A 20,498-nucleotide genomic window follows, 5' to 3' on the forward strand; every position below is an offset into this window, starting at 1 on the left:
CTGATCTTGTCAGAACAATGATAAATTGTTACTTATGTTCGATTAATTTCAAAATTGGGTTCAATTGTTTCTCGTGTCGAACAATATCCTTACCGTTTCCGGCCTTAGTCGCCAAATTAAACAGCTATTAGAAGGCAATTTAGGTCGCGTTTGGCTTAGCGGCGAAATTTCCAATTTAGCGACCCCTGCGTCCGGCCACATCTACTTTACTCTCAAAGATGATCGGAGCCAGATCCGTTGTGCGATGTTTCGCAGTCGTGCCGGTCGAGTTACCTTTGCTCCTGCTAACGGCCAGCAAGTACTGGTTCGTGCCAACCTAACCATGTATGAACCCCGTGGCGATATTCAGCTGGTAGTTGAGTCCATGCAACCCGCCGGTGACGGCCTACTTCAGCAACAGTTCGATGCGCTAAAGATGCGCCTTGCCGCTGAGGGCTTGTTCGCCACTGCCGCCAAACAACCATTGCCTAAGGCGTTACGTCGACTTGGGGTTATCACCTCAGCCAGCGGCGCAGCGATTCAAGATGTGTTGAGCGTGCTGCAGCGACGAGATCCAATGTTGCAAGTGGTTATCTACCCAACCTTGGTACAGGGCCGTGACGCCACTGCAAGCATCTGTCAGGCGCTTTATACCGCCAACCAACGCAACGAGGTTGATTGCTTGCTACTAACCCGTGGTGGTGGCTCTATGGAGGATCTGTGGTGCTTCAACGAAGAAGCCGTTGCCCGCGCTGTGTTTGCATCGACACTGCCGGTTATTAGCGCCGTCGGCCACGAAGTGGATACCACCATCTGCGATTTTGTTGCTGATGTGCGCGCACCAACCCCATCAGCGGCAGCGGAACTGCTCAGCCAAGACCGTAGCCACCTGTTACGGCAGACAGAACAACTGCAACAGCGATTATTACGCGCTACCCGTGGCCAACTTACCCATCAACAACACCGGCTTGCCCTACTCGCTTCTCGGTTGGACGCGGCTCACCCGAAGAACCAGCTACAAACCCATTATCAACGCTTGGATGAGCTGAGCGCTCGTTTGCACCGTGGTATCGAAAAACAGCTGCAACTGGGCAGATTCAAGCAGCAACAGCTGTCGCAACGATTAATGAGCCAGCATCCACAACGCCGCATTACCTCTGGCCAACAGCAATTAACGCAACTCCAACGCCGACTGGTGCAGGGACAACAACAGTTGCTGCAAAGGAATAAGCTGCAGTTAGCAAAGCTCGTCGCCACCTTAGAAGGTGTATCACCATTGGCGGTATTGAGTCGCGGCTACGCCATCCCAACCAACGCCAAGGGCAGCAACATTGTCGATAGTGCTCAGGTCGAGGTAGGCGAAACGATTAAGCTGCGATTACACCGTGGCAACCTAGCTGCCAAGGTAACCTCAACCTCATAAACAGAAATCAGCCAGCGATAATTTGATTACCACCGAGTTCAGAAGCTTGAACTAAGGCTTGAGTAGCTCGTTCATGCATGCCACTCAAGTGGTCGTCGCCACCACTCCAGAGGCTCACTCCAATTGAGAGCTCAATGTCGATAGTAGCCCCGCTGGGCAGCATAAACGGACTGCTATCGATGCGCTGCTTAAGATGGTTGACCCACTCCAATCCAGCTTGAGCGGATTCCGCTGCAAAAAACAGTGCAAACTCATCCTGTTTCATCCGGGTCACTAGCGCTTGCTCACCAGCATAGCCACGAAGGAGCTTGGCCAAAAACTGTAACACCAAATCACCAACCGGCCGGCCGTATTGTTGATTAACGAGCTTAAACCGGTCGATATCGATTACCACTACCGTTGCCACACGATTCCGATTGAGGCAATGAAGTAGATCGCTGGCACCTTGTTCATCAAAACGGCGTCGGTTACCTAAGCGCGTCAGCGGATCAGTAAAGGCCATATCACGATAGCGGCCAATAGTGTTTTGATCACGGCCAACATCGTGGATGGTGGTACACAGCACGCGCCGGCCGAACCAGTCGACAACAAAATCATGGATCCGTGTTTGTAGTTTATTACCCATGCAGCTCCAACTGACAGACACTGGTTCAGAAACCAAGTAACCATCACTCATCAACTGCTGGTAGTTGCTGAGGGCTGCCGGCCAATGTTCTTCGCCAATCAAAGGGCGGATCGAGTCCATCTTCAACAACTGCTTTATCGAGCTGAGCTGAAATAGATCGACGTATGCTTGGTTAGCAAACAGTGGTTTGAAGTTATCATGAACCAAAATAGGGCGAGGATTTTCTAGCAACAGTTGGCCGAAGTTTGGCTCTAACGCTGGTCGTAATTGAGTCAGCCAACTTTGATGTTGCTCAAGCCATTTCGATTCCACCATCCACGGCAAACCTTGGTCACTAACAAACAGTTGATTACTAACGTCAGAGACCGTCCGAAGTTTCGATTTCACCTGTGGATCAGACAGAAAAGACCTACCCGACTCATTACAAGCAAACACCTCGCCATCAAGATGAACGATGGCTGCATCGGTTAAATAATTAAGCCAGTGAAATTCTGTAGCTACGGGCTGTGCCGTTAGCGGAGTTATCGACATTGATTAGGGGGCTCTTAAAGATTCTGATCTGGAGTCTATCTTTGCAAGATTTACAATTTGTTATCAACCGTCACAGCCAAATTAACTATCTCGATGCAAAAAAACGGCTGAGTAACGACTAAGTGCTGTTCTTCCCAATGTTGTTAAAGTACCGGCAAGATGAGTGTTAATACAAGGGTAAAGCACTACCGCCGTTGATCTCCTGCCGCACTGGAGCAGTTCAGCGAAGTGTTTGGGACTGCGACCTAATGCAAGGGGGGGCAAAGGGGCGAAGCTCCCCCCTAATGCATACAAGAATGTGCCGCCGCGACATAGTCTCTTAAAAACACCGAAATCGGTGAAGCCGAAGGCTTAAGATAAACTTCAACAGCTAACGACGACACAGCCCCAAAATAAGCTGTGACTTTGAAGTCGCCAAAAAAAACGGCCTCTAAAAGAGGCCGTTTTCTGTTGCAGCAGTTAGGCGCCGCGCTTCTTGATGTGATTCAACACCTGCCGGCGTTTACGCTGCTCAGCGGCGTTCATCTTAACGCGCTTACCCTCAAACGGGTTACTGCCTTCGGAGAAGACGATACGGATTGGTGTCCCCATAACCTCCAACGAACGACGGAAGTAATTCATCAGGTAGCGTTTGTAGGAATCAGGAAGATCTTTAACCTGGTTTCCGTGCACGATGATCCGCGGCGGATTGTAACCACCGGCGTGAGCGTACTTCAATTTAACACGACGACCGCGCACCATTGGTGGCTGGTGATCATCCTGCGCCATCTGCATGATACGCGTTAGCATCGCAGTCGAGGTTCGTTTGGTTGCACTGTCGTACGCTTCTTGAACCGATTCGAACAGATGTCCTACACCAGTACCATGCAAGGCAGAGATAAAGTGCAAACGAGCGAAATCTACAAAGCCCAAACGGCGATCCAGTTCGTTCTTAATCTGATCTTTATAGTCGGTAGTCAGGCCGTCCCACTTATTGACAGCAAGCACAACGGCACGGCCAGCATTGAGCGCAAAGCCGAGCAGCGACAGATCTTGATCTGCAATACCGGTGCGGGCATCAACAACCAGCAATACTACGTTTGCATCTTCAACCGCTTGCAGTGTTTTAATAACCGAAAACTTCTCGACCGCTTCATGCATGTTTTTACGACGACGCACCCCAGCGGTATCGATCAAGACGTATTCACGGCCGTCACGTTCCATCGGAATGTAGATAGAGTCACGAGTAGTGCCAGGCATGTCGTAGACCACCACTCGATCTTCACCGAGAATACGGTTAGTTAGGGTCGACTTACCAACGTTTGGCTTGCCAATAATAGCCAACTTAATCGGTTGGTTACGCAGACGCTCTGATTCCTCAGCCGCAGTCTCTGCGCTCATGTTAGCCGCTTCCTCTTTAGCCAACTGCTCCGCTTCCAACGCCGCCCAATAGGCGTCATTTTCACTTAGCTCTTCTTCTGGCTCTTGCCCAGCTTCAAACTCTTCAGCGAAAGGAGCCAAAGCGAAATTAATTAGGCTGGCGACACCACGGTTCTGTGCCGCAGCGATTTGGTGAATGTCACCATGCCCTAAGGCATAAAACTCACCCACGGCCGCATCAGCATCGATACCGTCGGTTTTGTTGGCTACCAACAAGGTGGTTTTTTGGCGAGTACGCAAGTGCTTGGCAATACCTTCATCGGCGGCCGTTAAGCCGGCACGAGCATCAACCAAGAACAACACTACATCGGCCTCTTCAATGGCAAGCAGTGACTGCTCGGCCATTTTGGTCTCAATGCCCTCTTCAGTGCCATCGATACCACCGGTATCAACCACAATAAAGTCATGGCCGGCCAATTTGGCTTGGCCATATTTGCGATCTCGGGTTAGGCCTGGAAAGTCAGCCACCAAGGCGTCGCGTGTACCGGTCAGGCGGTTAAATAGCGTCGACTTACCAACATTGGGGCGTCCGACAAGGGCTACCACTGGGATCATCTATTGAAACCTCATTAAAAACAAACAAAAACGCCCCCGAACTTTCGAGGGCGCCATAGTTTACAGGGTGTTTAAGGAATTGTCACCGCAGCAACGCGCCCATCTCGGGTTTGTACGTATATTGTACCGTCATCTACCGCAGGTTGGGTGTATAAACCGCTGCTGTCGATCTGCTCGCGGCCCAACAAGGTACCGTCGGCACGATTAAAGATGTGTAAGTAACCTTCAAAGTCACCAGCAACAACATAATCTCCAACTACTTGCGGACCAGTTAGCATACGGCCAGTCAGCTCACTATTAACCCACTTTTCCAACCCATTGCGGCGGTCAATCGCGTAGATCGAGCCATCTGAGTCGGTCATGTAAATATTGTAGCCCTGCACCACCATCGGTAGGTAACTCGAATACTTACGGTTCCATGATACGGTACCGGTTTGCATCTCAATGGCGGATAAACTGCCATTAAATGCTACGGCGTACATGTTGCTGCCGACGATGATTGGCTTAGCGTCAACATCGACTACGCGATCAAGTTCGTTGGAACCCGATGCTTCAGCAATGCGAGCCTCCCAAATCGGCGCACCGGTTTCACCAAAGAACGCCGAAACCTTACCGTCAGGTGTACCAACAAAGGCTGCACCTTGTGAGCTAGCAATGCCCGACGTACCACGTAGAACCAGTGACGGCATGGTCATGTCCATCTGCCACTTGAACTCACCAGATTGAACATCAAATGCTTGCACCTTTCCGGAGCCCGTATTAACCACAACCATAGAGCCTACAACGGCAGGATCAGACAGCACTTCGCCAGCGGTAGTGGCTTGCCACTCAACCTCACCGGTTTCCGCTGATAAAGCGAACAGAACCCCGTTCTCGGAACCGACAAAAACTTTGTTAAAGCCAGATGCTACGCCACCAGAAAGACGGGCACCGTGATTCTTTTGCAGTGCACCTTCGGCGAACACGCGACGCAGGTTACTGCTCCAAACTTCTTTGCCATCAGCCTGATTAAATGCCTTAACCATACCAAAGCGCTCAGCAACAAATACCTTATCGTACTTCAGCGCTGGAGAGAGTGAAGACCAATACTCACCTATGCCATCACCGACGGCGCTTTTCCAAACAACGTCGGCACTGAGTGGATTATCCAGCTCAGGCAGTTCCTTAATTACTTCTTCACTATCGCTGGAGGCACAACCAGTTAATACAGCGGTGCACAGCAGCCCAGCGAGCCATCCTTTTCTTGCCAGCAACATACTGACTCCTTAACTAGCTTGAGCCAACTCGTCGATTTTCATCTGCAATGCAGGATTACTCATGGTACCGCCAGCAGCCAATGCCGCTTGATAAGCGGTACGTGCCGCAGTGATGTCGCCTTTAGCAACCAGCAGATCACCTTTCAGCTCTTCGCGTTGGGCTTCATAAGCGCTGTTGTTGATAGCTTCAACCGTTGCTAATGCTGCATCCACGTTTTGTAGAGCATGCTGAACACGGGCTAGACGCATCTGTGCAAGTGGCTTAACGGTATCGTCCAGATCGGCAATTGCTCGCTCTAGCAGCGGCGCCGCTTTATCCAGTTCGCCGGCATCAACTGCGACACGAGCTTGCAGCAGATCAGACATAGCGCTGTAACCAGTGCTACCGTGCTCGGCACGGAACGCTTCAACCGCTTGAGTTAGCTCATCGCCATTCTCAGCCTTAGCTAGCACCTGTTCAAATGCCGATGACGCAACCTCTTGAGCCTGCATCTGATCCTGCTGGTAGTAGTTCCAACCCCATAAACCGCCCAACCCTAAGATTGCGCCGCCTACGATCGATTTACCGTATTCATGCCAAAAGCGTTTTAGTGCTTCTACCTGTTGTTCTTCTGTTTCAAAATGTTCCACAAACTTCCCCTTAAATCTGGACCAGAGCGGCTAATTCTTCGATTAGTGCCGCTTTAGAAAGCTGACGTTGTTCGCCACCACGCAGTGGTTTGACGGTGACTAATCCTTGTTGTAATTCATCGTCGCCCAAGATAAGAGCCCATTCAGCTCCACTCTTGTCAGCGCGTTTCATCTGTTTTTTAAAGTTTCCGCCGCCGCAATGGGTCAACACCTTAAGCCCTGCTACCGATTGGCGCAACTCTTGCGCCAGCTGGAGTCCCGCTGCAACCGCAGCGTCGCCCATCGCACACAAATACACGTCAGCTTGCCGTGGCAAGTTGTCGAACTTACCTAAGGTGTCCAGCAACAGCACCAAACGTTCGATGCCCATAGCAAAACCAACCGCTGGAGTATCTTTACCACCCAGTTGACCAACCAAAGAGTCGTAACGACCTCCGGCAAGTACTGTACCCTGAGAGCCTAAGCTGTCAGTAACCCACTCAAAAACGGTGCGATTGTAGTAGTCCAAACCACGAACCAAGCGCGGATTGATGGTGTATTCGATGCCCGCAGCGCTCAACAGTTCACATAAGGTTTGAAAATGTTGTTGCGACTCTTCGTTTAGGTAGTCGGTAAGTACTGGTGCATCGGCCAACAATGCTTGTACGCCTTGGTCCTTTGAATCCAAGACACGCAGCGGGTTGCTGTGCAAACGACGTTGACTATCTTCATCTAGCTTGTCGTGGTGCTGCTCTAAGAACGCAACCAGCGCATCACGGTAGGCGGCACGTTCATCCGCATTACCGATGGTGTTGAGCTCAAGCCGAACATGTTCAGACAGGCCCAGTTGCTGCCACAGTGCAGCAGACATCAACAACACTTCCGCATCAATATCTGGACCGGCCAAACCATACACTTCAACACCGAATTGGTGGAATTGACGGTAACGGCCTTTTTGCGGGCGCTCGTGACGGAACATCGGGCCCATGTACCACAAGCGCTGCTCTTGGTTATAAAGCAAGCCATGCTGGTTACCAGCACGCACGGTTGAAGCCGTACCTTCAGGGCGTAAACTCAGATGATCGCCATTACGGTCTTCGAAGGTGTACATCTCTTTTTCGACGATATCGGTAACTTCGCCGATGCCGCGGGTAAAGAGATTGGTCATCTCTACGATTGGAGTACGGATCTCTTGGTAGCCATAACCGGCAACCAATTGACGTAAGGTAGACTCAACTTGCTGCCATTTGGCGGTGTCCGCCGGCAAGCAATCGTTCATACCGCGAATAGCTTGGATCTGTTTTGCCACAATAAACTCGTTAGTTACTTTCTGAGAATTTGAATGATATACCCAGTTGGGTTGCCCCACCGCAAGGGTGGAGCATACAACAGCATTAGTCTTGCTGTTGTACGTCGATTTGCTGTTGTTTTAAGGCCACTTGGGCGCGGATCTTACTCTCAAGGGTATCAACCAAATCGTTGTTATCTAAACGCTCTTTTTGACGTTCACCGTTGAGGTAGAAGCCGCTTTTGCGGTTACTGCCAGCCAATCCTAAATCGGATACTAGCGCTTCACCGGGGCCGTTAACCACACAACCAATGATAGAAACATCCATCGGAGTGATGATGTCTTCAAGTCGCTGCTCAAGCGCATTAACGGTACCAATGACGTCAAACTCCTGACGGGAGCATGATGGACAGGCGATAAAGTTAATACCGCGGGAGCGGATCCGTAGGCTCTTTAGGATATCAAACGCAACCTTCACCTCTTCCACTGGATCTGCCGCTAGCGAAATCCGCATCGTATCGCCAATACCTTCTGCTAACAGCATACCAAGGCCAACCGAGGACTTAACTGCGCCAGCGCGCGCGCCGCCAGCTTCGGTAATGCCAAGGTGCAGTGGTTGCACAATTTGCTGCGCTAACTGACGGTAAGACTCAACCGCAAGAAAAACATCAGAGGCTTTTACGCTGACCTTGAACTGGTCAAAATTAAGACGATCGAGAATATCCACATGACGCATGGCCGATTCAACCAAAGCTTCTGGGGTTGGCTCGCCATACTTTTCTTGGATTTCGCGCTCTAACGAACCGGCGTTAATGCCAATACGAATGGGAATATTTTTATCACGGGCACAATCAACCACCGCGCGGATACGGCTTTCGTTACCGATGTTACCTGGGTTAATGCGTAAGCAATCCACGCCGTATTCTGCCACTTTAAGGGCGATACGATAATCAAAGTGAATATCCGCAATTAACGGGATATTCGCTTGTTGCTTAATGAGCTTGAAGGCTTCAGCGGCTTCCATTGTTGGTACTGACACCCGCACCAGATCGGCACCGGCGCGCTCAATGGCAGCAATCTGAGCCACGGTCGCGTCAACATCGGTTGTCAGCGTATTAGTCATGGACTGTACCGAAATAGGTGCATCGCCACCTACCGGTACATTGCCCACCATGATTTGGGTCGACTTACGTCGTTTGATTGGAGTTGGTTGATGCATGATTTTTTATCGCGGTACTGTCAGACGCGCCACTTTACCGGCGCTAAATGAGGAAAGATCAACAGCTGTGCCGTTGTAGCTTAGTGTCACCGCTTCTGGTGCACCTAAACGCAGTTTGTACGGCGCACTGCCGCCTAGCGAGGTTGTAAAACCTTGCGGCTTCAACCCTTCAACTAATTTTTCGCCGTTAGCGTCTTGAATCAACATCCAGCAATCGGCACTCAAACTGACTGTTAAGGTTTCAGCAACGGCTTGGGCCTCAACAGCAACCGCTTGTTCGACTGGCTGTTCAGTGGCAGCAACCAACTCGACTTCGGTTTCCGGAGCATCAACTACAGCAACGGCTGGCTCAGTGGTTGAGTTGATTGATACTGATTGCTCAATCGGCGTGGGCGCAACAACTGCTACAGCAGGTGGCGTCGTAACTACCGGATTAGACTGACGTTCAAGCTCGGCTAAGTTAGTTGGCTCAGGTAGGTTAAGGCTTTGCTGATCGCCACTTTGCAGTGACATCACCCACCAACCAAGTGCCGCCACTAAAGACAGTCCAATCCCCCACGTCAACAAGCGCCAGCGGCTGTCGCTGCGGTCGCGCTTAGTTTTGTCGGAGAAGCTGTGCATCTCGGGCTCGGGCTCAGGCAGTGAGATACTGTCGAGGGCGCTGTTCAGCTCTTTTTCATTAAGGCCAACCAGACGAGCATAATTACGAATATAACCACGGATATAGGTGATCGACATCCCCGGCTCATAATGGTCTGCTTCAATACCTACGACTACAGAATGACGCAGGTTCAATCGCTGTGCGACTTGCTGGGTTGATAACCCCATCTGCTCGCGCGCATCGCGCAACAGAGTTCCTGGTCCGGTAAGAGCAGGTTCGTTATTCAATTCTTCTGTCATCAGTAATACTTCGTTCGATACTCTTTTGCTTGCGCAGACGTCGGGTACTTAGCTAGCAATAATACCCCATAGCGCCTTGCAGCATCAGTGTTGTTGGCCTCAAATTCCAACTCTGCTCCTAACCACAAGCTCGCTGCCGATTCATTACCATTGTTATGATAGCGCTCTAGATAGAAGCGAGCGTCATCCAGTTTTTCTGTTTGGTATTGTAATTCAGCAACTTGAAGCAAACTTGCAGAGCGACGAGGGTCGTGATTGAGTGCCTTTTGATAATAATCGGCAGCGCGTTCGGTCCAGCCAGCTTTTTGGGCGCATAATCCCAAATTTTCGTAGGTCTGACCAAGGCGAATGTAACCATCGCTAGAAACCGCACGGTTAAGCCACTTATCGGCCTCTTCGTACTGCTCCTGCTTACATAAAAACACACCGAGATTGTTCGCGGCGTCAGCGTTGAACGGAGAGGTGTTTACCGCTCGACGATAATAGCCCTCAGCACGTTCTACGTCCTTAACGGCGTCAAAGTAATACCCCATCGCCAGCAACGCTTCGGAATCGTTCGGAGTATGCTTCAGCGCCCTTTCAAAGTTATATTTGGCTTGTTCACTGTCGCCTCGACGCAAGTATGCCAATCCCAGTGACAACCGCTCGCGAGCGGCCGCGACATGATCGACATCTTGCGCTACCACAGTCTGATCGGAACCTCTATAGGTTGTCTTTTGAACACAACCGACCAAGCCCAATAGACCAATAACCACTAAACACTTTGAATTCATCTTGTCCTTGATGAGCAGACAGCTAATTTCTTAACTCATTGTTACCGAAATAGACTGTTCTTGCATGCGTTTTTTGACTAAACGCTTGGTGCGGTCGCGAACATCGCCAACTAACTGACCACAGGCGGCATCAATGTCGTCACCACGGGTTTTACGAACAATAACGGTTAGACCGTAATCCATAAGAACCTTAGAGAAACGGTCAATGCGCGAGTTCGAGCTTTTACCGTATGGGCTACCCGGGTATGGGTTAAACGGAATCAAGTTGATCTTACACGGTGTATCTTTCATTACCTTAGCCAACTCATGGGCCTGATCGGTGCTGTCATTGATATGATCGAGCATCACATACTCAACGGTCACACGGCCTTTGTTAGCATATGACTTAGACAGGTAGCCACGTACCGATTCCAAGAACATCTCGATGTTGTACTTCTTGTTAACAGGCACCAGTTCGTCACGCAACTTATCGTTCGAGGCGTGCAGACTGATTGCCAAGGCAACGTCAATAACATCACCAAGCTTATCAAGGGCAGGTACGACACCAGAGGTCGACAAGGTTACTCGGCGCTTGGATAAACCAAAGCCGAAGTCGTCTAACATGATATTCATCGCTGGAATAACGTTATTGAAGTTCAATAGCGGCTCCCCCATGCCCATCAATACCACGTTCGAGATAGGACGTTCGCGGGTATCACCATTTAAACCAAGGTATACCGCCACCCGCCAAACCTGGCCAATAATTTCAGCTACGTTAAGGTTACGGTTAAAGCCCTGCTGTGCAGTGGAGCAGAAGGTACACTCCAGTGCACAGCCAACCTGCGATGAGATACACAGGGTGGCACGATCACCTTCTGGAATGTATACGGTTTCAACCTGCTGGCCATTACCAACATCCATCGCAAACTTAATGGTGCCATCAGCAGAGTGTTGTGACTCAGCGATCTCAGGAGCAACAATTTCAGTGCGTGCCTTTAGCTTCTCGCGCAACTTTTTATTGATGTTGGTCATCTGATCAAAATCACTGATGCCAAAATGGTAGATCCAACGAAATACCTGATCAGCACGGAACGGTTTTTCTCCTATTTCGCTAAAAAATGCTCGCAAGCCGTCGCGATCAAGATTGAGCAAATTGGTTTTGTCTGTCATAGGATGCCTCGTTTACCGGCCGAAAATGGCGCGCAATTGTACTCGCTAGAGGCTATGAACGTAAAGCCCAGCCATAAGATTGTGCGTGATAACAACTACGATTACCTTATATCGATAATCACTGTAATTTTGAGGTACTGTTACCTAGTGCTTCGACCAAGATGATTAACAACAATAAAAACAAGGGGTAGGCTATGTTTTTGCTCGGCCTGTTTGTACTACTCGCCGTCGGCGTATCGTTTATCTGCAGCTTACTCGAAGCAGTATTGCTGTCACTGACCCCTGCCTATATTAGTCACCTGCGCCATAGTCGCCCCAGTGTGGCGGCGCGGCTAGAAACCCTGCAGCAACAGATCGAATCTCCTTTGGTGGCGATCCTCACCCTCAATACCATCGCCCACACAGCCGGTGCTGCCGGTGCAGGTGCTCAAGCCTCTGTAGTGTTTGGCAGCAATGCGCTTGGTTGGTTCTCCGCCGTACTGACTTTAGCGATTTTGTTTATTTCAGAGATCATCCCGAAGACCATCGGTGCTCGCTATTGGCGTCAACTGGCACCGACTGCATCGATTTGGTTGTCGGTGCTGGTTAAACTCACCAAGCCACTGATTATTGTGTCCGGCTGGATCACCGAACGGTTCCAATCAAGCTCCGAACAAAGCCACATCCGGGCGGAGATGTCAGCAATGGCTGATATTGGCGCGGCAAGCGGGGAACTCGATCTAAAAGAATCCCAAATTTTGAAACGATTACTACAAGCACGCAGCTTACCTGTCAGCGCTATCATGACCCCAAGAACAGTAATCCATAGCGTGTCGCAAGAACTTACCTTGGCTGACTTTTCTTCCCAGCACGCCAAGAAGACCTTTAGCCGGATCCCAGTATTTCGCGATGAGCCAGACAACATCGTGGGCTACGTTAACCGCTCAGAAGTGCTTATCGCTGAAAAGACCGACCCCAATGCGACCCTACGCACGATTCAACACAAGCTGATGGTGATTCCGGAAAACAGCAAGCTGATGGTGTTATTCGAACTGCTATTAACCCGCCATTGCCATATCGCCATTGTTGCCGATGAGTATGGCAGCGTCCGAGGTTTGGTCACCATGGAAGACATCATCGAATCGATGCTCGGTCTAGAGATTGTTGATCACAATGACGTTTCTAAAGATATGCAGCAGTTAGCGCGAAGGCTTTGGGAGCACCGCCAAAAAGAACGCAAATTCCGTCTCAGCAAAGATGGCGCAGATAGAAAAGCAGAACCATAGAAACAGAAAAGGCGCCTCATGGGCGCCTTAAATGTCTACAAACTCGGCTTAGCGAGTACGTGGACAGATCTCTTCAGCAGTGAAGAAGTAAGCAATTTCACGTTCAGCAGATGCCAGAGCATCAGAACCATGTACCGCATTTTCGTCGATGCTGTTTGCGTAATCCGCGCGCAAAGTGCCGCGAGCTGCGTCAGCTGGGTTAGTTGCACCCATGATTTCACGGTTTGCTAGAACTGCGTTTTCACCTTCCAGAACCTGGACCATGATTGGACCAGAAGTCATAAATTCAACCAATGCAGCGAAGAAAGGACGTTCGCTGTGCTCAGCGTAAAAACCTTCCGCTTGCTCGCGGCTCAAGTGCACCATCTTAGAGGCAACGATCTTCAGGCCAGCTGACTCAAAACGCTGATAAATAGAACCAATAAAGTTCTTTGCTACTGCATCAGGTTTTACGATAGAAAAAGTACGTTCCAGGGCCATTGTCCGCTCCATATTATTGTTAGATTAGCCATTCGGCGCGGATTATATTCTAAAAAGCAGAGAAAAGGCTACTGCTGTCACATAGGCATCTAATTTTGACCGAGCAAGACCTCGTTTCAATAAGTAATCGTGAGCCAAATCAACCTTTATTGCTGTATTTAACCCCAACCCAAGCTGTGTGTTTGTTACAACAGCGGCGGTAACGGCTCACAAAACCCAAACGACAGGCCACTTCGATTAGTTGATAAAGCTTGTCAGTATGTGCTTCGCCTTCTGGCAACACCAACATAATACGGCCACCGGAAACCAGTCGGCGCCATGCTTGATCAAGCAGCGGCTCGTATGGAGGGGTTAGTCGGTCAGACATGATGATCATTGCGTCAGCTTGTTGTAGTTCGGCTGATGGTCCCAATTTACCAAAAATGATCTGGCCATATTCAGTACAGAGTTGCTGCAATTGGCTGGATAAACCGTGCCGAGCTTGAAGTTGCTCGTCAGTCAGCAGCACCAGTACCTTACCAATGTCGCCTACGCAATCGGCGAGATTGCGCAACGCATTAAACTCTGGGCAACCGATGACAACAACGGTTTGGCCACGGCGTAATGATAACTTGCGCAACAAGAACCGAAGTTGGGTTGGCTCAATGCTCGGCATTGTTTCAGATAACACTACCTCTTCGGGTAGTTCAATACTGCGGACAGTTGAGGTCATGTGTCGGTACCGGTTCACAAAATTAAAATAATGGGAAATGAATCTTGTCGAAACGTCACAGATCGACTAAACAGCGACCAACATAAAAGGTATTTCGAGCAAAAAAAAGCCCTTATTTGCAAAAACTTGACTAGATAAGCAAAAACTTTAGCTATCTGAGCAATAAGCTTATTCCTATATCAATGTAAGCGTTTGGCTATACGTTAACGTCAGCGAATGACGGCACCTGTATAACCAGCTTTAGCTAAACTGGTCAAGCAGTTAGAAACCGTAAACAACATAGTGTCCTAAACATGGCTGCGCGGTAACAATGTCAATGCAGCAAATTACGTTGCGATCTGTGGTTAATTGATTTTGCCAGTGCCGATTGTTTATTCGGTAAACATAAAAAGGGCTGTGTCGTAGTTAGCTGTTGAAGTTTATCTTAAGCCTTCGGCTTCATCGATTTCGGTGCTTTAGGGGAGGATGTCGCGGTGGCGACGGCACATTCTTGTATACATTAGGGGGGGGAGCTTCGCCGCCTTTGGAATCCCCCTTGCCTTAGGTCGCCGTCCACAACGCTTCGCTGAACTGCTCCAATGCGGCAGAAGATCAATAGCGGTTGTGCTTTATCCTTTGTATCGCCACTCGCTTAGCCAGTGCTTTAACAGCCTTGGAAAGAACAACAGTTAGTTGGTACACAGCCTAAAAAAGGCACCCGTAGGTGCCTTCTTACATCAATCTTGCTCATCTATCCAAGCCTGTTGAATCGCTTCGAGAATGCGTTCTCCGCAATGCTCTGGGTCATCATCAAACTCATCAAGCGCCATTACCCACTCACGTAGATCGGTAAACCGAATCTGGCGGGGATCAACATCCGGCTGCTGCTCTGACAGTTCAACCGCAATATCAACCACATCAATCCACTTTAAACCCATACCGAACTCCTTGTGAGTAGGTAACGTTAATTATTAATGGTGCGCTTCGGATACTTGGTTAACGGTATAACGTGGAATATCAACGATAAGATCGACACCATTCACCTTAGCCTGACAAGAAAGACGTGACTCCGGCTCTAAGCCCCACGCTTTATCAAGCATGTCGTCTTCCAACTCATCACTCTCTTCCAGTGAGTCAAAGCCATCACGAACAACCACATGGCAAGTGGTACAAGCACAGCTTTTTTCACACGCGTGTTCGATGTGAATGCCGTTTTTTAGGGCGACATCTAGAATGAAGTCACCGTCATTAGCTTCAACTTCCAACCCTTCTGGGCAGAGTTCATGGTGCGGTAAAAAAACGATCTTTGGCATACTACCCTCTTAAACCTTATCTACTGACTGGCCAGACAGTGCGCGACGAATCGACAGATCCATCCGCAGTGCGGCAAAGTCGCCACTGGCTTTATCCAGCGCTTCAATTCCTTGCTTGATGACTTCGCCATCGTCGCCCTTGGCTAATTCAGCTAGAGCTAGCATCTGTTGCTCCAGCGCTCTCTGCGCTGCAGGTTCTAATAGCACCTCGCCATCGGCTTCAAGTGCTTTAGTCAAACTTTCGATTACACGACCGGCTTCGATCCGTTGCTCTGTAAGCATCCGCTTGGTGATATCTTCACGGGCGTGGGTCATCGATTCGGTCAGCATACGGGTGACTTCATTGTCACTCAAACCAAATGATGGCTTCACTTGGATCTCAGCGACAACGCCAGAGGTCTTTTCTTCCGCCTTAACACTCAGCAAACCATCGGCATCAACCTGGAAGGTTACTCGAATAACTGCAGTACCTGCAGCCATTGGTGGAATGCCACGCAATTCAAATCTAGCCAGAGAGCGACAATCAGCGATCATCTCTCGCTCACCTTGAACCACATGAATTGCCATCGCCGTTTGACCATCTTTGTAGGTGGTAAACTCCTGCGCTCGAGCAACCGGAATGGTCGTGTTACGCGGGATCACCTTTTCGGTGAGGCCCCCCATGGTTTCCAAACCAAGTGACAACGGCAATACGTCAAGCAACAGCATATCTGAGTCGGGTTTGTTGCCAGCAAGAATGTCAGCTTGAATAGCAGCACCGATTGCCACGACCCGATCTGGATCGATTGAAGTCAGTGGTTGGCGTTGGAAGTAGCCACCAATTTGTTCGCGCACCGCCGGTACACGGGTAGAACCACCCACCATAACTACCTGCTGAATCTCATCAACAGTAACACCTGCATCTTTTAAACTACGACGGCAGGCCATCAAGGTTCGTTTGATCAGTGGTGCGATCAGTGCATCAAATTCAACACGGGTCACCTCCCCCTGCCAGTCGGCAATTGCTGCGGTAACGCTGTCGCTGTCAGTTAATGCTTCTTTAATGCGACAGGCTTCTGTCATCAGCGCTCGTTGCATTGACGCATCCGCGTGCTCAATAACCACACCGGCGCGCTCAGCGATAGCTTGCGCTAGTAGGTGATCGAAGTCATCGCCACCAAGGGCACTGTCACCACCGGTTGCCAGTACCTCAAATACGCCCTTATTTAGGCGCAAAATAGAAATATCGAAGGTACCACCACCCAAATCATAGATGGCAATATCGCCCTCTTGGCCACTATCTAGACCGTAGGCGATCGCTGCAGCAGTAGGCTCATTGAGTAAGCGTAATACTTTAACCCCCAATAGCTCCGCAGCTTCTTTTGTGCCTTGGCGTTGGGCGTCATCGAAATAGGCCGGTACAGTAATTACCGCGCCTGTGAGATCACCGCCTAAGGTCTGCTCCGCACGTAAAATAAGCGGACGTAGCACTTCAGCAGACACCTGAATCGCGTTAACAGAGCCCTGGCGGGTGTCAAACAACGGCAAACCGTTGTCCGAGCCTTGTAGCCGATATGGGTGCTGCGGGTAACGAGCAGCCACATCTTCTAATGAGCGGCCTAAAAAACGCTTCACCGAGATAATGGTGTTGGCCGGATCTTGGGTTGCTTCTGCTTTCGCTTCGTAACCGGTGGCTAGCCCTTGTTCAAGGTAGCGAACCACTGACGGCATACGGTGACGGCCTTGGCTGTCAGCCAACGTTTCGGCTTGGCCGCTTCGAACTGCTGCTACCAGTGAGTTGGTGGTACCCAAATCGATACCAACCGCCAATTTATGTTGATGCGGTGCAGCCATCTGACCAGGTTCGGCGATCTGCAATAGTGCCATGGTGTGTTATCCGTTGCTTACAGCTGCCACTGCTCTTCCAGCAATGCCAACTCCTGTTCCAATTTATCGACAAACTTAAGTTTGCGGACGTTATCTGCTGCGTCAAGCCACAACTTGTTATCAAGCTGACTAATAAGGTTAGTCATCATCGCTTTTTTAATGGCAGCAAACTCTTGCTCAAGTGCAAGGGCGGCATCAAATGGGTCGTCGTGATCGGCAAGATCTGCCAAGGCTTCACGCAGTTCCATCTGTTGCATTAGGAACATGGGATCTTTGATAGTGGTGGTTTCACCGCGTAACTCGACGCCGTTAAGACGCAACAAGTATTCAGCTCGACCAAGAGGAGATTTGAGGGTTTGGAACGCATCGTTGATTTCTGCGGTTTTTTGCACCGCCATCAATCGGTCGCGGTCGCTGCCTGCGGCAAAGTTGTCTGGGTGCACAGCACGCTGCAACTCGCGATAGCGAGTTGCAAGAGTGGCACTATCCAGTTCAAACCCTTGCGGTAACGCAAACAGTTCGAAATAGTTCATTGGCGATCCTTTATACGGTGAAACTCTCGCCGCAACCACATTCGCCTTGGGCGTTAGGGTTTTCGAACTTGAAGCCTTCGTTCAGGCCTTCCTTGACAAAGTCGACCTGCAATCCATCGAGGTAAACCATGCTTTTGGCATCAATAATGATGTTAACGCCCAGTAGCTCAAATATTTCGTCACCAGGCTGAAGCTCGTCCACGAACTCCAATACATATGCCAAGCCTGAACAGCCAGAGGTCTTAAGCCCTAAGCGCAAGCCAAGGCCTTTGCCTCGGTTGGTAAGGTAACTTTGAACGCGTTCAGCTGCCGCTTCGGTCAAGGTAATGGCCATTACTACTCCGGATTACTTGTCTTGCTTGCTCTGATAATCAGTGATAGCCGCTTTAATCGCGTCTTCCGCCAAAATAGAACAATGGATCTTAACTGGTGGCAATGCCAACTCTTCAGCAATCGCGGTGTTCTTAATCGCCGCGGCTTCATCTAGAGTCTTGCCTTTTACCCATTCGGTAACCAGCGAGCTCGATGCGATTGCGCTACCACAACCGTAGGTTTTGAACTTAGCATCTTCAATAACACCGTTATCATCGATCTTAAGTTGCAGTTTCATCACGTCACCACAAGCTGGTGCGCCAACCATACCGGTTGCTACGTTAGGATCGTTCTTATCGAATGAACCAACGTTACGTGGGTTTTCATAGTGCTCGATTACTTTTTCGCTGTAAGCCATGATCTTAGCTCCAATCTTGCCCAGAATCCTGGGACATTAAGCCGACCCCATAGGTCGGCTTATCAAATTCAATTAATGCGCAGCCCATTCCACTTGGGACAGGTCAACACCATCTTTAAACATTTCCCACAGCGGCGACATGTCACGCAGCTTGTCGATGGACTCGTTGATGATGCCGATAGCATGGTCAACTTCAGCTTCAGTGGTGAAACGGCCAACGGAGAAACGGATTGAGCTGTGGGCCAACTCGTCGTTCAACCCCAGCGCACGCAGCACGTAGCTTGGCTCTAAGCTGGCAGAAGTACAGGCTGAACCAGAAGAAACCGCGAGGTCTTTCAGTGCCATAATCAACGATTCACCTTCAACGAAGTTAAAGCTAACGTTGAGGTTACCTGCCACGCGTTGTTCCGCATCGCCATTCAAGTACACTTCATCCATGTCCTTGATGCCGTTCCACAAGCGGTCACGCAGAGCCAACACGCGTTGATGCTCAGCAGCCATATCTTCTTTAGCAACACGAGCGGCTTCGCCCATGCCAGCAATCTGGTGAGTAGCTAGGGTACCAGAGCGCATACCGCGCTCGTGGCCACCACCGTGCATCTGCGCTTCTAAGCGAATGCGTGGCTTACGACGTACGTACAGCGCACCAATGCCTTTAGGACCGTACATTTTGTGGCCTGAGAGAGAGATCATATCGACCTTCATCTCTTTCACGTCGATTGGCAGCTTGCCAGCGGATTGTGCCGCATCAACATGCAGTAATACTTTCTTGCTACGACACAGTTCGCCGATGGCGTTGATGTCGTGAATTACACCAATCTCGTTGTTCACGTGCATGATAGAAACCAATACGGTGTCTTCACGAATTGCGTCTTCAAAGCGAGACAGCGGAATAATGCCATTGGCGTCTGGATCAAGGTAAGTCACCTCAAAGCCTTCACGCTCTAGCTGGCGGCAAGTATCCAGAACCGCTTTGTGCTCGGTCTTGCTAGTGATTACGTGCTGACCCTTCTTCTTGTAGAAGTGAGCAGCGCCTTTGATCGCCAAGTTGTTTGATTCGGTTGCGCCGGAGGTGAACACAATCTCACGCGGATCGGCGTTAAGCAGTTCAGCCACTTGGTTACGAGCTACATCAACAGACTCTTCTGCCTGCCAACCAAAGCGGTGGGAACGGGAAGCTGGGTTACCGAAGTTACCGTCCAAAGTAAGGTGCTGCATCATTACGTCTGCAACGCGCGGGTCAACCGGGGTAGTTGCAGAATAATCAAAATAGATTGGAAGTTTCATAACTTATCCAGAGCTGAGCCAGTCACTATGGTACTGGCGAGATACAACTGTCGGGATCAGGCGCGAGCTTGATTCCGGACTTGAGCCTCTTCTTGACGCAGACTGACGACCTTAACTTGGTGGTCGTCCATAAGATCAGCGAGGCTAATGCCATCAAGAAAACTGGCAATACGATCACTCAAATCGCCCCACAGTGAGTGGGTTAAGCAACGAGCACCGCTTTGGCAATTGGCTTTGCCGCTGCAGCGAGTTGCATCAACGGATTCGTCCACTGCGTGAACTACCATTGCAACAGAGATCTCGGCGGCCTCTTTACCAAGCAGATAACCACCACCTGGGCCGCGGACGCTAGATACCAAGCCCTGTTTACGCAGTTTGGCAAATAACTGTTCCAAATAGGACAGAGAGATCCCCTGACGTTCTGATATATCCGCTAACGGTACCGGGCCATTTAATGTATGAAGTGCTACATCCAGAATGGCTGTTACCGCATAGCGGCCTTTTGAAGTAAGTCGCATTGCCAGTTTCCTTCCGATATTCTGAGGAACATTCTATATACCCGACCAAATTAGTCAAGTATTTATCCTACTAATCTAGTCAACTATTA

Annotated in this window: 21 protein-coding genes; 2 read left to right on the forward strand and 19 right to left on the reverse strand. The window is 49.9% G+C overall.

What is annotated here, in order from left to right; genetic code table 11:
* Positions 1-64: 64 nt before the first annotated feature.
* Entirely contained in the window at positions 65-1,402 is a 1,338-nt protein-coding gene (gene xseA, locus HER31_RS08875) for an exodeoxyribonuclease VII large subunit (protein WP_168660242.1), read from the forward strand.
* A gap of 7 nt (positions 1,403-1,409) precedes the next feature.
* On the opposite strand, the gene HER31_RS08880 is transcribed toward xseA, so the two are convergent.
* The 9 genes from HER31_RS08880 to rlmN form a co-directional block, all read right to left on the reverse strand.
* Positions 1,410-2,558: a GGDEF domain-containing protein gene (locus HER31_RS08880; protein ID WP_168660243.1), complete on the reverse strand. Its 1,149-nt coding sequence runs from the start codon at positions 2,556-2,558 to the stop codon at positions 1,410-1,412.
* Between the two features lie 459 nt (positions 2,559-3,017).
* Positions 3,018-4,532 carry a ribosome biogenesis GTPase Der gene (der, locus tag HER31_RS08885; RefSeq protein WP_168660244.1) on the reverse strand — a complete coding sequence of 505 codons (1,515 nt, stop codon included), beginning with the start codon at positions 4,530-4,532 and terminating at the stop codon, positions 3,018-3,020.
* Positions 4,533-4,603: 71 nt separating this feature from the next.
* Positions 4,604-5,788: an outer membrane protein assembly factor BamB gene (gene bamB / locus HER31_RS08890; protein ID WP_168660245.1), complete on the reverse strand. Its 1,185-nt coding sequence runs from the start codon at positions 5,786-5,788 to the stop codon at positions 4,604-4,606.
* A gap of 9 nt (positions 5,789-5,797) precedes the next feature.
* The gene (locus HER31_RS08895) at positions 5,798-6,418 is read right to left on the reverse strand and encodes a YfgM family protein (protein ID WP_168660246.1); all 621 of its coding nucleotides are present in this window, start codon (positions 6,416-6,418) and stop codon (positions 5,798-5,800) included.
* Positions 6,419-6,428: 10 nt separating this feature from the next.
* A complete protein-coding gene (hisS, locus tag HER31_RS08900; protein ID WP_168660247.1) occupies positions 6,429-7,706 on the reverse strand; it encodes a histidine--tRNA ligase in 1,278 nt (425 codons plus the stop codon).
* A gap of 85 nt (positions 7,707-7,791) precedes the next feature.
* Positions 7,792-8,904, reverse strand: coding sequence for a flavodoxin-dependent (E)-4-hydroxy-3-methylbut-2-enyl-diphosphate synthase (gene ispG / locus HER31_RS08905; RefSeq protein ID WP_168660248.1), 1,113 nt, complete (start codon positions 8,902-8,904; stop codon positions 7,792-7,794).
* Positions 8,905-8,910: 6 nt separating this feature from the next.
* Entirely contained in the window at positions 8,911-9,804 is an 894-nt protein-coding gene (locus HER31_RS08910) for a RodZ domain-containing protein (RefSeq protein WP_168660249.1), read from the reverse strand.
* Positions 9,804-10,577, reverse strand: coding sequence for a type IV pilus biogenesis/stability protein PilW (gene pilW, locus HER31_RS08915; RefSeq protein ID WP_168660250.1), 774 nt, complete (start codon positions 10,575-10,577; stop codon positions 9,804-9,806). The genes HER31_RS08910 and pilW overlap by 1 nt, the downstream gene beginning before the upstream one ends.
* Positions 10,578-10,607: 30 nt before the next feature.
* Positions 10,608-11,726 carry a dual-specificity RNA methyltransferase RlmN gene (rlmN, locus tag HER31_RS08920; protein ID WP_168660251.1) on the reverse strand — a complete coding sequence of 373 codons (1,119 nt, stop codon included), beginning with the start codon at positions 11,724-11,726 and terminating at the stop codon, positions 10,608-10,610.
* A 194-nt stretch (positions 11,727-11,920) separates the two neighbouring features.
* Here rlmN and HER31_RS08925 point away from each other — a divergent pair, with 194 nt between their 5' ends.
* A complete protein-coding gene (locus HER31_RS08925) occupies positions 11,921-12,991 on the forward strand; it encodes a CNNM domain-containing protein (protein ID WP_168660252.1) in 1,071 nt (356 codons plus the stop codon).
* A 48-nt stretch (positions 12,992-13,039) separates the two neighbouring features.
* On the opposite strand, the gene ndk is transcribed toward HER31_RS08925, so the two are convergent.
* The 10 genes from ndk to iscR all read right to left on the reverse strand — a co-directional run bounded on the left by ndk (position 13,040) and on the right by iscR (position 20,409).
* On the reverse strand, positions 13,040-13,471 hold the full coding sequence (ndk, locus tag HER31_RS08930) for a nucleoside-diphosphate kinase (RefSeq protein WP_168660253.1): 432 nt from the start codon (positions 13,469-13,471) through the stop codon (positions 13,040-13,042).
* Between the two features lie 139 nt (positions 13,472-13,610).
* Complete coding sequence (locus HER31_RS08935) at positions 13,611-14,183, reverse strand: hypothetical protein (protein ID WP_168660254.1); 573 nt, start codon at positions 14,181-14,183, stop codon at positions 13,611-13,613.
* A 716-nt stretch (positions 14,184-14,899) separates the two neighbouring features.
* Positions 14,900-15,100 carry a Fe-S cluster assembly protein IscX gene (gene iscX, locus HER31_RS08940; RefSeq protein ID WP_168660255.1) on the reverse strand — a complete coding sequence of 67 codons (201 nt, stop codon included), beginning with the start codon at positions 15,098-15,100 and terminating at the stop codon, positions 14,900-14,902.
* Positions 15,101-15,133: 33 nt separating this feature from the next.
* The gene (gene fdx, locus HER31_RS08945; RefSeq protein ID WP_168660256.1) at positions 15,134-15,475 is read right to left on the reverse strand and encodes an ISC system 2Fe-2S type ferredoxin; all 342 of its coding nucleotides are present in this window, start codon (positions 15,473-15,475) and stop codon (positions 15,134-15,136) included.
* A gap of 9 nt (positions 15,476-15,484) precedes the next feature.
* Positions 15,485-17,341, reverse strand: a complete 1,857-nt coding sequence (hscA, locus tag HER31_RS08950; protein ID WP_168660257.1) for a Fe-S protein assembly chaperone HscA — start codon at positions 17,339-17,341, stop codon at positions 15,485-15,487.
* Positions 17,342-17,358: 17 nt separating this feature from the next.
* Positions 17,359-17,874, reverse strand: coding sequence for a co-chaperone HscB (gene hscB / locus HER31_RS08955; protein WP_168660258.1), 516 nt, complete (start codon positions 17,872-17,874; stop codon positions 17,359-17,361).
* 10 nt (positions 17,875-17,884) lie between these two features.
* Entirely contained in the window at positions 17,885-18,208 is a 324-nt protein-coding gene (gene iscA / locus HER31_RS08960; RefSeq protein ID WP_168660259.1) for an iron-sulfur cluster assembly protein IscA, read from the reverse strand.
* A 12-nt stretch (positions 18,209-18,220) separates the two neighbouring features.
* Positions 18,221-18,604 (reverse strand): Fe-S cluster assembly scaffold IscU, encoded by a 384-nt coding sequence (gene iscU, locus HER31_RS08965; protein WP_168660260.1) that lies wholly within the window; start codon positions 18,602-18,604, stop codon positions 18,221-18,223.
* A gap of 72 nt (positions 18,605-18,676) precedes the next feature.
* Positions 18,677-19,891, reverse strand: a complete 1,215-nt coding sequence (locus HER31_RS08970; RefSeq protein ID WP_168660261.1) for an IscS subfamily cysteine desulfurase — start codon at positions 19,889-19,891, stop codon at positions 18,677-18,679.
* A gap of 56 nt (positions 19,892-19,947) precedes the next feature.
* Positions 19,948-20,409, reverse strand: coding sequence for a Fe-S cluster assembly transcriptional regulator IscR (iscR, locus tag HER31_RS08975; RefSeq protein WP_168660262.1), 462 nt, complete (start codon positions 20,407-20,409; stop codon positions 19,948-19,950).
* Positions 20,410-20,498 lie beyond the last annotated feature (89 nt).

Source organism: Ferrimonas lipolytica (assembly GCF_012295575.1).
GTDB lineage: Bacteria > Pseudomonadota > Gammaproteobacteria > Enterobacterales > Shewanellaceae > Ferrimonas > Ferrimonas lipolytica.